The sequence below is a fragment of the Streptomyces sp. NPDC020917 genome, from assembly GCF_044333795.1.
GTDB lineage: Bacteria > Actinomycetota > Actinomycetes > Streptomycetales > Streptomycetaceae > Actinacidiphila.
In genome coordinates, this window is record NZ_JBIRRR010000002.1 from 421,428 (window position 1) to 434,114 (window position 12,687).

The following is a 12,687-nucleotide window of genomic DNA, read 5'->3' on the forward strand; positions in this document are numbered from 1 at the left end:
CGCAGCGTAAGCGGATTGTCAGTCCATCTCCAGGACCCGGGCATGCAGCACTTGACGCTGCTGGAGCGCGGCGCGCACGGCCCGGTGCAGGCCGTCCTCGAGATAGAGGTCGCCCTGCCATTTCACGACATGGGCGAAGAGGTCCCCGTAGAACGTGGAATCCTCGGCCAGGAGTGTCTCCAGGTCGAGCTGGCCCTTGGTGGTCACCAACTGGTCCAGCCGCACGGGACGGGGGGCGACGTCCGCCCACTCGCGCGTGCTGACCCGGCCGTGGTCCGGGTACGGCCGCCCGTTTCCGATGCGCTTGAAGATCACACGGAAAGCCTACCGGGCTGGCTCGTTCGGGCGCAGCATGGGCGCTGGGTGCGAGGGTTGGGGTTCCCTCGCTTTTTGGGGCAAGCACGGCAAAAGGTTTTCCCTGTTGCTCCTTCTGGGGGGCCTTTGGCTGCGCGTGGCCGCCCGCTGGTCTCGTTCTGGCTGCTCCGCAGCCGGGTTGCCCTCGGCTCCCGGGGTGCCTCTCGCTGCGCGTGGCCGTCTGCTGGTCTCGTCTCGGCTTGTCGCGCAGGGGGTACCTCCCAGGCGAAGCGCTGGGGGACCCCGCGCCCCTGCGGCAGCCGGGCTGCCCCCGGGGGTGCTTTGCCGTCTGCGACGTGCGTGCATGGCTGGGCGCGGAGTTCCCCGCGCTCCTGGAGCATCGCCCCTCCGGGGCGGGCATCCGGGCAGCCCCCGGGCCGCCGCTGCCCGGTGCCGCGCCGTCTCGGCTTGTCGCGCTGGGGGTACCTCCCAGGCGAAGCGCTGGGGGACCCCGCGCCCCTGCGGCAGCCGGGCAGCCCCCGGGGGTGCTTTGCCGTCTGCGACGTGCGTGCATGGCTGGGCGCGGAGTTCCCCGCGCTCCTGGTGCATCGCCCCTCCGGGGCGGGGGTCGTGGGTGCCCCCGGGCCTGCGTTGCCGGGTGCGGACCGGCTGTGGCTGGTCGCGCAGTTCCCCGCGCCCCTGCGGGGGTGACCCCCGTCCCAATTGCTTCCCGCAGACGGGGGCCGGGCTGGGAGGGGACGGTGCGGGAGTGTCCCCGCAGGAACTGTGCACACACCCGGCCCACTTCGCGGAGGGAGCCGCACGCACAGTTCCGAGGAGATACTCCCGTGGCGGCCCCGACCCCACCCACCGAAGGTGCACCGCCAGGGGCGCGAGGAACTGCGCGACAAGCCACGACGGCGCGGCAGGCGGCAAAGCACCCTCGGGGCACCCCGGAAGCCGAGGGCAACCCGGATGCGGAGCAGCCAGAACGAGGCCAGCAGACGGCCACGCGCAGCGAGAGGCACCCCGGACCCCGGAGGGGTGGGGGCGAGAACGGCAGACGGCCGGCCAGGGCAGGGGGAAAGGAGGGAGTACGGGAGGCGGCGGCGGAACACCTCAGGGGGAGCCGCAGAATCGGGGGTATGACCGAACTGCTGGGCACCAGGTTGCGGCACCTGCTGGAGCTGCTGGACGCCGACGTCGCGTCGGCCTACCCGGCGCTCGGGCTGGCGGACGGGTTCCGGCCGCGCTTCACGCCCGTCGTGCGGGTCCTGGCCGCGGACGGGCCGGCCTCGATCAGGGACCTCGCCCGCTCCCTCGGCGTGACGCACTCCGCCGCGAGCCAGACCGTCGCCCAGATGGTCCGCCAGGACCTGGTGGTCACGGAGGCCGGCGCCGACGCCCGGCAGCGGATCGTGCGGCTCACCGCGAAGGCCGAGGCGCTGGTGCCCGCGCTCGAACGCGAGTGGGCGGCCACCGTGACCGCGGTGCGGGCCTTCGAGGCCGAGCTGCCGTACCCGCTGGGCCGCCTGGTCGAGGAGGCGCTCGCCGCCCTGGAGCACACGCCGCTGCGTGACCGCATCGCCGACGCCCTGGACGCGGAGTCGGGGACGCCCCCGGCGGCAGGCTGACGCACGCCCCCGCGGCAGGCTGGCGCCCCCCGAGCCCCTCTGAATCGCCGATCCGCGCGGCGCCCGGCACTGTGGAAGGCGGGACCACCACGGCGCCGGGCCCACCCGGCGCGCGCAGCGCCGCGCCGGAGCCCGGAACGCCGTACGCAGTACGCAGTATGCGGAGCAGGAGGGACGATGCACGACCTCCCGTCGGGCCAGTGGCTGTGGCGCGCCCTGCTGGAGGGCACGCAGGCCGGCGTCGCCCTGCTCGACACGTCGCTGCGCTTCCGGTACGTCAATCCGGCGCTGGCCAGGATGAACGGGGTTCCGGCGGCCGCGCACGTGGGGCGCACGTTCGGCGAGGTGGTGCCGGGCGTCGACGCCCGCGAGGACGTGCTGCGCCAGGTGCTGGCGGACGGCCTGAGCCGGGAGACGATGACCAGCGGCCAGACCCGGGCGGACTCGCTGCACGCCCGCCGCTACTGGCAGGGCAGCTACCACCGGATCGAGGACGGGCACGGCGGGGTGTACGGCCTGGGCGCGGTCGTGCAGGAGGTGAGCGCGGACCGGGAGACGCAGCGCGAGGTGGAGCGGGCCCGGGAGCGGCTGCTGCTGCTCGACGCGGCGGCCGTGCGGATCGGCTCGACGCTGGAGACCGAGCGGACCTGCCAGGAGCTGTGCGACCTGCTGGTCGAGGTGATCGCGGACGTGGCGACGGTGGAGGTGCTGTCGCTGACCGGCGACGGCCACCGCCCCGCGCCGGACGGGATGCTGCGGCTGCGCCGGGCCGCGATGGCGGCGCGCGCGCCGCTGGCGGCGAAGGTGCGGCAGTTCGGCGTCCCGGGCGAGTACGTCGACTACCAGCCGAGCGCGGCGATCCCCCGGTGCCTGGAGACCGGGCGGCCGGTGGTGTCGAACTTCGGGTCGGACGAGAGCCTGAGCCGGTCCGCGCCGAACCCGGAGCGGGTGGCGGCGTACCGGGCGGCCGGTATCCACTCGGGGATGGTGGTGCCGCTGTCCGCGCGCGGCGCGCGGATCGGCACCGTGTCGATGGTCCGGGCGGGCGACTCGCCGGCGTTCACCGAGGACGACGCGGCGGTCGCCAGGGCACTGGCCGACCGGGCGGCGATCAGCCTGGACAACGCGCGGCGCTACAGCCGCGAGCACGGCATCGCGGTGGAGCTGCAGCGCGCCCTGCTGGCGGCGCCCGGCGTCCCGCATCCGCGGGTGGACGTGGCCACGCACTACCTGCCCGCGGGGGCCACCGATCTGGTGGGCGGCGACTGGTTCGACACGCTGGCCCTGCCGAGCGGGCTGACGCTGCTGGCCATGGGCGATGTGATGGGGCACGGCGTGGACGCGGCGGTGGAGATGAGCCACTACCGGTCGATGCTGCGGGTGGTGGCCGGGGAGTACGAGGGCGAGGACGGCCACCGCACGCCCGACCGCATCCTGCGCCGCCTCGACGAGCTGCTGACCGCGGCCGGCGCCGAGCGCCCGGGCACCTGCCTGCTGGGGCTGGCCGACCCGGTGCGCGGCGACGCCTGGTTCGCCAACGCCGGGCACCTGCCGCCCGCGGTGATCAGCCCGGACGGGACGGTGGGCCTGCTTCCGGTGCCGCCCGGGCCGCCGCTGGGCGCGGACCTGCGCGGGGTGTACGAGACGGTGCACGTGGCGTGGCCGGACGGGCACGTCCTGCTGCTGTACACCGACGGGCTGGTCGAGCGGCGCACCGAGGACATCGACGACTCGCTGGACCGGCTGGCGGGGCTGAGCCTGCCGCAGGCGGCGGGTCCGCTGGACGCGCTGCTGGCGCGCATCGTGCACCGCCTCGCGCCGGAGGCGGCCGAGGACGACGTGGCGGTGCTGGCCGCGCGCGCCGCGGGTGCCGCCGGTCCGGCCGGCCCGTTCGCCGGCTGACGTACGCTCGAAGGCGCACGGCACACGCGAACCCGCCGACCGGCGCGAAGGGGTGCGAGATGACCGAACGCAAGCCGCCCGGGGTGTCCTTCGAGACCTGGGCCGACAAGCAGATCCGCGAGGCGGAGGAGCGCGGCGCGTTCGCCGACCTGCCGGGCGCGGGCAAGCCGCTGCCGTCGCTGAACACCCCCTACGACGAGATGTGGTGGATCAGGGGGAAGATGCGGCGCGAGGGCCTGTCGTTCCTGCCGCCGAGCCTGGTGCTGCGCAAGGAGGCGGAGGACGCGCTGGCCGCGGCGGCCGAGGCGCCCTCGGAGCAGCAGGTGCGGCGGATCCTGACCGAGGTCAACGCCAAGATCGAGGCGGCGATCCGGGTACCGCCGGAGGGCCCGCCGCTGAACCTGTTGCCGTACGACGTCGAGCAGGCGGTCGCCGACTGGCGCCGGAGCAGGGAGAGTTCTTCCTGACCGCGGGCCGCACCTGATAGGCATGGGCGGTGCGCTTCGACTCCGTCCCCATGCCGCCGTCGGTCGGTGCCAGGCCGCGTGACGTGCGCGGCTATCCCGTGCCGGCGATCACCCCGTGGGAGGGCGAGCAGCCGCAGTTCGCGCTGACCGACTACGAGCGCAGTGCGAACTGCGCCCGGGAGCGGCTGTGTTCGGTGTGCAACGTGCTGATGCCGCGCGGCCCGGTGTGGCGCGTGGTGGGCGCCGCGGAGAGCCGGGCGATCGGCGAGGCACGGGCGGCCGGGCGGCCGTACCGCAATCTCGCGGCAACGCTTGAGGGCCCGGGGCACCGGGCGTGCATGCTCTACGCCTCGATGGTGTGCCCCTACCTGGCGCGGCCGAACGCGCGCCGCGGCCTGGACGCGCAGGCCCCGGACGCCATGACCGAGCATGTCGTCCGGGGCGCGGTGCGCGGGGAGTTGGGCGCGGTGGTGGGCTTCGCCGACTACGAGTTCGCGGTCACGCCCACCCAGGTGCTGTTCCGGTTCGTCGACGTCGTGGAGTTCCTCCCGCACGACACGGCGGACGCGCACCTGGCCGAGCTGAGGGCCGAACTCGCTCGCAGCAAAGGGTAGTTCAGGCGTCAGGCGCGGTAGGCGGGCAGGCCGTGGTAGCCGGAGACCGTCACCGGGGCGTGCGAGCCGTCGGAGGGCAGCGTCGCGATGCCGTCCGGGGTGCGGGCGGCGATGGTGCGGCCGTCGGGCGACCAGGCCGGCTCGGTGTAGTCGGTGGTGGCGTTCGGCGTGAGGTCCCGGAAGGTGGGGCCCTTGTCCGTGGAGTGCTCCAGGAACAGGTGGTCGTGGCCGCCGACGGACCGGACGAAGACGATGTCCTGGTCCTGCGTCGGGGCGAGCGTGGGCTCCGAGCCGTGGGTGAGCGCGGCACCCTGCTGGCGCAGGTTGTCGTCGCGGATGTACACCTGGCCGGTGCCGGGGTTGGCGTAGACGGCGGTGCCGTACGTGCCGGCCGCGCTGGGCCAGGCGTTGCCGGACTGCGGCAGCGGTTTGATGTCCTCGCCCGACTCGCTGTTCAGGCTCAGCACCTCGGGTGTCGCGTCGTGCCCGGTGGCCGGGACGCCGTAGAGCTTCGAGACGCCGTTCGCGGTGCGGACCGCGAAGAACAGGTTGTCGGCGGCGGGCAGGCCGCTCTGCTTGTCGGCGGTGCGCACCATCCAGGTGGGGTGCGACCAGTTCTGCTTGCCGGGGTTGCGGGCGACGACCACCCGGCCGCTGCCGTCCGGGTTGCTGGTCGCCAGGTCGCCGTCGCCGTCGATGAACACGGCCTTGCGGCCGTCGGGGGACCAGGACAGGTCGCGGACCGCGGTGCCGAAGTCCACCCGGGTGCCGTTCATCACCACGTACCGCGAACCGTCGCTGATCGTCAGGCCGTTGTGCCCGGTGCCGTTGAGCACCGGCGAGGTGGAGACCACCGGCTTGGCACCGGAGCCCTTGCCCGCGCCCTTGCCCGAGCCGCTGCCGGATCCGGCGCCGGTGGCGGTGGCGGTGGCGGTGGCGCTGGGCGCGGTGGACCCGGCGCTCGTCGGGTCGTCCGGCCCGCACGCGGTGAGCATCAGGGCGGCGCCGGCGGTGATGCCCGCAGTCAGCGCGATGGCGGCGGATGTGCGGCGGCGGGAAGGAGCGGACATGACGATTTCCCCCAGGACGTTCATGCGTGGTCGGCGCGTGCTGCGCTGAGTAGATGGTGCCCACGCAACGTCCTTGCGCTGTGCGCTGGTTGTCACGGGCCCGCAACAGGGCGTGCGGCCTGTCCGGGTGAAGTCGGCGGACGGGAGGTGACGGCTGGGCGCCGGGGGCGTGCCCTGGCGCGGGGGCCCGGCGTTGTAGGGACCATGAACGTATGCCGAATCCTCACCACCGCCGCGGCCGGGTCCTTCCTGCTGGCCGCCGCCGCACCCGCCGCCCTCGCCGCTGACCTGGGCGGCACCCTGACCAGCACGGCGATGACCGCTCAGGCCGCGGGCACGTCGGCCGGCGCGGCCACCTCCGGCGTGCTCGACGAGTCCGGGGTCGGGCAGAAGGTCACCGCGGTGAAGAACGCGGTGCAGGCCGGGACGGACGCCGTCAACGCCGGGAACCAGCTGGTCAACGGCTGACCCGCGCAGGCCCGTTCACGACCGAAGGGGCGCCCCCGTCGCGGGGGCGCCCCTTCGGGCGTGCGGGGGCGGAACGGGCCCGGGGTACGGCTACTGCAGCGAGCCGACCGGGACCAGGGCGTGCGCGGCCGTGCCCAGCACCTCCGGGTCGCCGGCGAACGCCCGCAGGTCCGCCTCGGTGAGGACGGCACCCGGCACGGCCTGCGGCCACGGCCGGCTGGCGAGGATCAGGTACACCGAGCGGCGGGCCCGGGCGGCGGCCGTCCACTGGTCGGGGACGGGGCAGTTGGCGCGCAGGTACGGCATGGTGACCATCGCCTTGCCACCCTCCACCAGCACCTTGACCGGGGGCCGCTGGGCGCTGGCCACGTCGAGGATGGCGCCGCCGACGGGCAGGCCGATCTCCTCGGCGGCCTCCAGCACCGCCCGCTCGGTGCCCTCCGGCCCGTCCACCCCGTCGCCGAGGGAGTAGGCCATCAGGAACGACATGTCCTCGCCGTCCTCCTCGCTCGCGCCGGCCCACGGGATCACCACGAGGGTGCCGAGCCGGCTCGGGAGGGGGGCGGCGGACGCGGCGTTGCCGCCGGGACGGGTGGGCGAGGTCCGCGAGGCGGCCGCGGCATTCGTCTGGCTCATGCGTCCGGACCCTAATCGCGCACCGGCGGCACCCGCCCTCATTGGCACTCCTGCGGGCGACCCCGAGCGCCAGGATTCGCCCGTTCGGGGAATTCCGCGTGCCTGCGTTTACCCGAACGGGGCGCGCGCATTCTCGGCCACCCCTGATCGGCTCGGCCGTGCTGCTCGGCCGAACTGCTCGGCCGAACAGTACGGCCGGCGGCTCCTGGAGGAATCCGTGCGTCACCGGTTCAGCTCAACATGCGTGACCACGCGTGATCTCGCCCAGTTGCGCAGAGCGTCAAAAGCCGCAGGGTCTGCGGCTGATTCTCGTCTCAGGGAGATCTTGATGTCGCGTATCGCAAAGGCTGCGGCCCTCACCATTGCCGCGGGTGCCGTGCTGGCCGGCGGCGCCGGTGTGGCGGCTGCCGACGCCGACGCCCAGGGTGCCGCGGCCGGTTCGCCGGGCGTGCTGTCCGGCAACCTCGTCGAGGCGCCCGTGAACGTTCCGGTCGACGCGTGCGGCGACACCGTCGACGTGATCGGGCTGCTCAACCCGGGCTTCGGCGCCCAGTGCTACAACGTCTCCGCCCACGGCGGCGGCGACGACGGTGGCAAGGGCGGCAACGGCAGCTGGTAGTCCGCAGGCGCTCCCGCGGCCTCCCGCCCCCTGAACCCCCATCAGGGCGGCGTGGGGCCGCAGGCATGCCGGGGGGCGCGGCCCCGGTCGCTCGTCGTGGACCTGCCCGCCCCCGCACCTACTCTTCGTAACGGTAGAACCTCCGGTGGTCGAGGACTGCGGACGGCTTCACGCCGAACGGCGGCATCGGCTCGCCGGCGCTGATCACCCGGCCGTGCTCCGGGTCGTGCGCGGCCAGCGGCTTGGCCGGCAGGTAGCCCGACCCGGGGTGCTTGCGCTGCCAGCGGATCCAGATCAGGTCGATGAAGGCGTGGTGCAGCCAGAAGACCGGGTCGTTCGGCGAGGCGCCGCCGATCATGTGGCCGCCGATCCACTGGTGCACCCGGTTGTGCAGGTAGCCGCCCTTGGTCTCGCTGACCGTCCAGCCCTCGATCTTGTTGCGGAAGCCCATGGTGGAGGGCGCGGAGTTCCACGGCGCGGTGTCGTAGGTGCCCATGGCGAGCGCGTTGTCCAGTTCGGCCTTGGTGGGCAGCACGATCGGGCGGTCCGGGCGGCCGATGTTGCGGGTGAGGTAGGGCTCCCGCGTGACGCCGAAGGTGATCGGCCAGTCGCCGGTCCGGTACGCGAACGGGCCCGTCATCACCTGCCCGTCGCTGTCGCGGCCGTTGCCGCCCATGAAGTCCGGACCCCACAGCGGCGAGGTCGCCGAACGGTCGACGGTCCAGTCCCAGTACGGGATGCTGACGCCGGGGTCGATCGTCTGCAGTTCCCGCTCGAACGTCAGCAGGAACTGCCGGTGCCAGGGGAAGAACGTCGGCGCCATGTGCGCGACCCGCAGCCCGGTCTCGCCGTCGGACGCGAAGTACTCGGCGTGCAGCCTGACGTACTTGTCGTAGCGGCCGGCCTCCTTGAGCTCCAGCACGGCCTGCACGAACTGGGTGCGCTGGCTGCTCGTCAGATGCCGCTGGTTCATGCGCGTGTACACGGTCGGCCTCCCGCGGTCAGGGTTGGAGGAACGGGAGGTGGACGGGTGCGGCGGCCAGGGAGGCGCGCCCCATGACGTCGACCGCGCCACGGGCGGTGGCCAGCGGCGTCGGGTAGGGCTGGTAGTGGTTGGCCATGCTGATCCAGGTGCCGTCGACCCGCCGCATGACGTGCAGGGGCCGGCCGTCGACGAGGATGCCCATGCGGTCGTCGTCGGCGGTCGTGAAGCCCTGGATGCGCCGGCCCCGGTAGACCTCGTCGAACAGCGGGGTGCCGGCGGGGACGGCCGGCACCGCGTCCGCCGGCGATCCCCCGGCCGTCGCCGTGCCGTGCGCCGCGGGCTTTCCCGCGGCCAGCATGGGCCGCATCGCCGCCGCGGTACCGGACACGGCGGCCACCGTCGTAAGGCCGGTTCTGATCACCCTTCTGCGCGTCACCATGGCCGGCTCCTCTCGTGTTGGGCGTTCCGCTGTTCGCCCGGCCGCCCGGATCGGCCCTTCTGCCGCGCCCGAGCGGGGCTCATCCTCTCCCCGAACGAGTGGGAAACTGCGGATAATCGGCAAGCGGGCAAGGGAAATTCATCCGGCCGAGTGATGTCGGGAATTCCTTCGCGGCGGTATTGGCGGGGTGGCGGAGAGTCCTTTCGGGAGGGATCGACGGCAGAGTGCCGGTACCGGTTCCCGGTACGGGAATGCGGCTGCCGCACGTTCGGCCGAATCGGCGGCGCGCATTTGTTCTTCGTACGTTATGACTGATCGTCAGTAGGCGGTGCGACTCGGGGCGCCGTCCGCCGACGACGAGGGAGTGACCATGGCCGTCCGACGTCATTGGGTGGCGAGAACCGGAATCGGGGCGGCCGCGGCCGCCCTGCTGCTTGCGGGGCTGGCGGCATCGGCGCTCGGCGGCGAGTCGCCGGCCAGGCCGCGTCCGCTGCCGGCCCCGGCAGCCGACCGCACCGCGGCCGGTTCCGCGGGCGCGGCGTCCACCGGCGGTTCTGGCGGTACGAGCGGCCGGCCCGAGGGCGCGTCGCAGCCGGCGGCGGGAGCGCCGGCCGGCAGGCCGGGGAACGCCCTGCTGGGCGCCCTGGCGGCCGCCAGGACCGGCAGCAAGGGCGGCTCGCTCGCCCCGATGGGGGCGTTCACCGACTCCGGCGAGGACGGCGTGCAGAACCTGTCGGCCCTGCAGAGCTGGCTGGGCGGCACCACCGTGCGGGTCGGCCACACCTACCTGCCCGGCGACAGCTGGGACTCCATCGAGGGCGCCGGGGACCTGCTGGAGCCGTGGGCGCGGTGGCAGCGCGCCGAGCCCGGCCGGATGTTCGTGCTCAACGTCCCCATGCAGGAGCGCAACGAGGACAGCCTGCCGGACGGCGAGGTCCGCGACCTCATCCAGGCCGGCGCGCGGGGAGACGACGACGCGCACTTCACCCGCCTCGCCCAGCGCCTGGTGCGACTCGGCGTCCCCGACACGGTGATCGTGCTCGGCTGGGAGATGAACGGCGCCACGTACAGCCACCGCTGCGGTCCCGACCCGGAGGGCTGGAAGGCGTACTGGAACCGGATCGTCGACGCGATGCGCGCGGTGCCCGGCCAGCACTTCCGCTTCGACTTCGCGCCCAACCGCGGGCGGGACGCCATCGCCTGGACCGCGTGCTACCCCGGCGACTCCACCGTCGACATCATCGGCATGGACTCCTACGACCAGCCCGGCGGCGAGAGCTTCTCCGACCAGGTCACCGAGCCGTACGGCCTGCAGGCGCAGGTCGACTTCGCCGCCGCGCACAAGAAGGCCGTCTCGTACCCGGAGTGGGGCCTGTTCAGGAACGGCGACAACCCGGACTACATGGCCCAGATGCTGTCCTGGATCGGCTCCCACCACCCGCTGTACCAGACGATCACCGACTACTGCCCGCACGGCGTGTGGCGGTGCGCAAAGAACCCGAAGGCGTCGGCGGTGTACCGGGCGCTGATGTACGGCAAGAAGACGGAGCCGCCCGCGGCCCCGACGGGCCAGGCCGCCTCGCCCGCGCCCGCGGTGCCGGCGCAGGGCGGCGGCAGAGGCCGCCGCACGGTGGAGACGTGCTCGCCGGTGGAGATGAGCCCGCAGACGGGGCAGCGGCACGCCGGCGGCGGGGTGTGCGTCAGGCTTCGCCCGAAGGCCGCGCAGGCCTCCTGAGCAGCCGGCGCAGCCGCGACGAGCCGGCCGCGGCCGCCCGCGCCCTGGCCAGGCCGTAGCGGGCCAGCAGGGCGAGGGCCGAGCCGCGGCCGGACAGCAGCAGCCGCTGGTTGGCGCGCTGTTCGGGCCGCCAGTGGGACTTGTGCGGTTCCGCGCCGCGCAGCAGGCTCAGCGTCTCCCGGCCGCCGCCCGCGGCCTGCCGGACGCCGTGCCGCATCAGCAGTGTGGTGACGTCGACCTTCTCGTCCCGCAGTGCCGGGTGCGCGCCGACCAGGTAGCCGCCGGCCAACTGCGGTGACAGCACGGTCAGGTTGGCGGCCATGACCTGTCCGCCGATCCGGAACTCGGTGACGGTCGCGTCCCCGGCGGCCACCATCAGCGCGGCGGCCCTGGCCAGATGCGCGGCGAACCGCGGCCGGGCGTGCTCGGGCGTCACCTTGCGGCCGCGCCACTGCACCAGGTGCAGCCGCACCATCGTGCCGACGGCCGCCGGCACGTCCTGCGCGGGCACGTCGCGCTCCTCGATCCCGGCCGCGTCGAGCTTGCGCAGCGACGAGCGGATCCGCTGGCCGCGGGAACTGCCGACCCGCGCGATCAGCCCGTCCATCGGTAGCCCGGGCAACTCCAGGCACATCGAGTCCGGCATCCGCCGCCGGGGCCCGGACCAGCACGCGAACAGCCGCTCGGCGGCCGCACCGGCCCGCACCTCGCGCAGGTCCACCACGGCCCCGCGGGCCGCCCGCCTGATGCCGCGGGCCAGCGCCGCCGGCGCGTCCGGCTCGTCGTCGGCGAGCAGCACGTCGGTGTAGTCGGTGATCGCGCCGCCCAGCGGCACCAGCACCGGCAGGGGGCGGTGCACGCGCATCAGCGGTGCCGCGGCGACGAGTTCGCTGCCTCGCCGCACCAGCACCACCCGCAGGCCGCGGCGGCCGCCGTATGACAGCCACCACGACCACAGCCAGGCGTGGCTCTGGAACGCGGTGGCCGGCCCGCACCGCCGGTACAGCCGCCCCCACGCCTGCGCGAGCCCGCCGAACGCGTCGGCGTCACGGCAGATCTGCACGGTCAGCTCCCCGGCGGCGGGGGCGGTGCCGGCGACCGCGGCCCCGGCGCCGGGCGTGTGAACGGTGCCGGGGGTCAGGGCGGTCATACGGCGGCCCGGGGGTGCTCGTGGGACGGGGAGGGGGACGGGACGGCGGCGCTGCGCGGGTCGTACGGGTCGTGCCCGTCGTAGCCGTCCTCGGGGCGGCGGCGGGCGAGGAGCGCGAGGCCGCCGAGCAGGCCGCCCGCGCTGGCGCCCACCGCGGCGGACAGCGTGGCCGAGGGGGACGACGGGCCGGCCGGGGCGGCCGCGGGGGAGAACAGCAGCAGCCGTACCCCGGTCGCCTCCGACGTGCGGTTCCCCGTCGCCGTCAGGGAGTTCGCGACGGCGTCGGCGATCCTGGCGGCCTGTCCCCCGGTGTCCGACGTGCCGGTCACCGAGATCATCGGCGCGTCGGGCGAGGTCGCCGCCGCCACGTGCCCGCGCAGGGAGGCGGCCGGGGTGCCGGCCGCGGTCTGCGCGCCCGCCAGCACCTCGGGGCCGGCGGCGATCCGGCCGTACGCCTGGGCGAAGCCGAGCGCGGTCTGCGGGTCCGCGCCGTGCTGGGGGACGACCAGCACGTAGGCGGTGGCCGTGTACTGCGGCGTGGCGGCCAGCCCGTAGCCGAGGCCGCAGACGAGGCCGAGGCCGGCGCCCACCGGCAGCGGGATCCAGCGGGGCAGCGCGCGCCACCACGAGGTGCCGCGCGTCCTGCGGGAGCGCGGTTCGCGGACGTCGTTCAT

General features: G+C 74.5%; 14 protein-coding genes. 7 read left to right on the plus strand and 7 right to left on the minus strand.

What is annotated here, in order from left to right:
* Positions 1-18: 18 nt before the first annotated feature.
* Positions 19-315: a type II toxin-antitoxin system VapB family antitoxin gene (locus tag ACH4TG_RS05900; protein ID WP_093712089.1), complete on the minus strand. Its 297-nt coding sequence runs from the start codon at positions 313-315 to the stop codon at positions 19-21.
* A 1,124-nt stretch (positions 316-1,439) separates the two neighbouring features.
* Here ACH4TG_RS05900 and ACH4TG_RS05905 point away from each other — a divergent pair.
* The 4 genes from ACH4TG_RS05905 to ACH4TG_RS05920 all read left to right on the plus strand — a co-directional run bounded on the left by ACH4TG_RS05905 (position 1,440) and on the right by ACH4TG_RS05920 (position 4,911).
* Positions 1,440-1,928 (plus strand): MarR family winged helix-turn-helix transcriptional regulator, encoded by a 489-nt coding sequence (locus ACH4TG_RS05905; RefSeq protein WP_398240910.1) that lies wholly within the window; start codon positions 1,440-1,442, stop codon positions 1,926-1,928.
* 177 nt (positions 1,929-2,105) lie between these two features.
* Positions 2,106-3,830, plus strand: a complete 1,725-nt coding sequence (locus tag ACH4TG_RS05910) for a SpoIIE family protein phosphatase (protein WP_398240911.1) — start codon at positions 2,106-2,108, stop codon at positions 3,828-3,830.
* A gap of 59 nt (positions 3,831-3,889) precedes the next feature.
* Positions 3,890-4,297, plus strand: coding sequence for a DUF1992 domain-containing protein (locus tag ACH4TG_RS05915; protein WP_398240912.1), 408 nt, complete (start codon positions 3,890-3,892; stop codon positions 4,295-4,297).
* Positions 4,298-4,326: 29 nt separating this feature from the next.
* Positions 4,327-4,911: a hypothetical protein gene (locus ACH4TG_RS05920; protein WP_398240913.1), complete on the plus strand. Its 585-nt coding sequence runs from the start codon at positions 4,327-4,329 to the stop codon at positions 4,909-4,911.
* A gap of 8 nt (positions 4,912-4,919) precedes the next feature.
* Here ACH4TG_RS05920 and ACH4TG_RS05925 read toward each other — a convergent pair whose 3' ends face one another.
* Complete coding sequence (locus tag ACH4TG_RS05925) at positions 4,920-5,981, minus strand: hypothetical protein (RefSeq protein WP_398240914.1); 1,062 nt, start codon at positions 5,979-5,981, stop codon at positions 4,920-4,922.
* A gap of 204 nt (positions 5,982-6,185) precedes the next feature.
* Between ACH4TG_RS05925 and ACH4TG_RS05930 the strand changes: the two genes are divergently transcribed.
* The gene (locus ACH4TG_RS05930) at positions 6,186-6,449 is read left to right on the plus strand and encodes a hypothetical protein (protein WP_398240915.1); all 264 of its coding nucleotides are present in this window, start codon (positions 6,186-6,188) and stop codon (positions 6,447-6,449) included.
* Positions 6,450-6,539: 90 nt separating this feature from the next.
* Here ACH4TG_RS05930 and ACH4TG_RS05935 read toward each other — a convergent pair whose 3' ends face one another.
* Entirely contained in the window at positions 6,540-7,085 is a 546-nt protein-coding gene (locus ACH4TG_RS05935) for a DUF5949 family protein (RefSeq protein ID WP_398240916.1), read from the minus strand.
* 328 nt (positions 7,086-7,413) lie between these two features.
* On the opposite strand from ACH4TG_RS05935, the gene ACH4TG_RS05940 reads away from it, so the two are divergent.
* Positions 7,414-7,704: a chaplin gene (locus ACH4TG_RS05940; protein ID WP_398240917.1), complete on the plus strand. Its 291-nt coding sequence runs from the start codon at positions 7,414-7,416 to the stop codon at positions 7,702-7,704.
* A gap of 118 nt (positions 7,705-7,822) precedes the next feature.
* On the opposite strand, the gene ACH4TG_RS05945 is transcribed toward ACH4TG_RS05940, so the two are convergent.
* Both ACH4TG_RS05945 and ACH4TG_RS05950 read right to left on the minus strand, forming a co-directional pair.
* A complete protein-coding gene (locus ACH4TG_RS05945) occupies positions 7,823-8,689 on the minus strand; it encodes a tyrosinase family protein (protein ID WP_398240918.1) in 867 nt (288 codons plus the stop codon).
* A gap of 16 nt (positions 8,690-8,705) precedes the next feature.
* On the minus strand, positions 8,706-9,128 hold the full coding sequence (locus tag ACH4TG_RS05950; RefSeq protein ID WP_398240919.1) for a tyrosinase family oxidase copper chaperone: 423 nt from the start codon (positions 9,126-9,128) through the stop codon (positions 8,706-8,708).
* Positions 9,129-9,498: 370 nt separating this feature from the next.
* On the opposite strand from ACH4TG_RS05950, the gene ACH4TG_RS05955 reads away from it, so the two are divergent.
* Entirely contained in the window at positions 9,499-10,863 is a 1,365-nt protein-coding gene (locus ACH4TG_RS05955; RefSeq protein WP_398240920.1) for a glycoside hydrolase family 26 protein, read from the plus strand.
* Here the strand turns inward: ACH4TG_RS05955 and ACH4TG_RS05960 are convergent.
* The gene (locus tag ACH4TG_RS05960) at positions 10,829-12,013 is read right to left on the minus strand and encodes a GNAT family N-acetyltransferase (RefSeq protein WP_398240921.1); all 1,185 of its coding nucleotides are present in this window, start codon (positions 12,011-12,013) and stop codon (positions 10,829-10,831) included. The genes ACH4TG_RS05955 and ACH4TG_RS05960 overlap by 35 nt on opposite strands.
* Positions 12,010-12,687 carry a lipopolysaccharide biosynthesis protein gene (locus tag ACH4TG_RS05965; protein WP_398240922.1) on the minus strand — a complete coding sequence of 226 codons (678 nt, stop codon included), beginning with the start codon at positions 12,685-12,687 and terminating at the stop codon, positions 12,010-12,012. The genes ACH4TG_RS05960 and ACH4TG_RS05965 overlap by 4 nt, the downstream gene beginning before the upstream one ends.

Excerpts from the sequence above, each read along its gene's own strand:
- ACH4TG_RS05915 (WP_398240912.1), top strand. The coding sequence starts at position 3,890 with ATGACCGAACGCAAGCCGCCCGGGGTGTCCTTCGAGACCTGGGCCGAC.
- ACH4TG_RS05955 (WP_398240920.1), top strand. The coding sequence starts at position 9,499 with ATGGCCGTCCGACGTCATTGGGTGGCGAGAACCGGAATCGGGGCGGCC.
- ACH4TG_RS05935 (WP_398240916.1), bottom strand. The coding sequence starts at position 7,085 with ATGAGCCAGACGAATGCCGCGGCCGCCTCGCGGACCTCGCCCACCCGT.
- ACH4TG_RS05925 (WP_398240914.1), bottom strand. The coding sequence starts at position 5,981 with ATGTCCGCTCCTTCCCGCCGCCGCACATCCGCCGCCATCGCGCTGACT.
- ACH4TG_RS05905 (WP_398240910.1), top strand. The coding sequence starts at position 1,440 with ATGACCGAACTGCTGGGCACCAGGTTGCGGCACCTGCTGGAGCTGCTG.
- ACH4TG_RS05930 (WP_398240915.1), top strand. The coding sequence starts at position 6,186 with ATGAACGTATGCCGAATCCTCACCACCGCCGCGGCCGGGTCCTTCCTG.
- ACH4TG_RS05965 (WP_398240922.1), bottom strand. The coding sequence starts at position 12,687 with ATGAACGACGTCCGCGAACCGCGCTCCCGCAGGACGCGCGGCACCTCG.
- ACH4TG_RS05960 (WP_398240921.1), bottom strand. The coding sequence starts at position 12,013 with ATGACCGCCCTGACCCCCGGCACCGTTCACACGCCCGGCGCCGGGGCC.
- ACH4TG_RS05950 (WP_398240919.1), bottom strand. The coding sequence starts at position 9,128 with ATGGTGACGCGCAGAAGGGTGATCAGAACCGGCCTTACGACGGTGGCC.
- ACH4TG_RS05940 (WP_398240917.1), top strand. The coding sequence starts at position 7,414 with ATGTCGCGTATCGCAAAGGCTGCGGCCCTCACCATTGCCGCGGGTGCC.
- ACH4TG_RS05910 (WP_398240911.1), top strand. The coding sequence starts at position 2,106 with ATGCACGACCTCCCGTCGGGCCAGTGGCTGTGGCGCGCCCTGCTGGAG.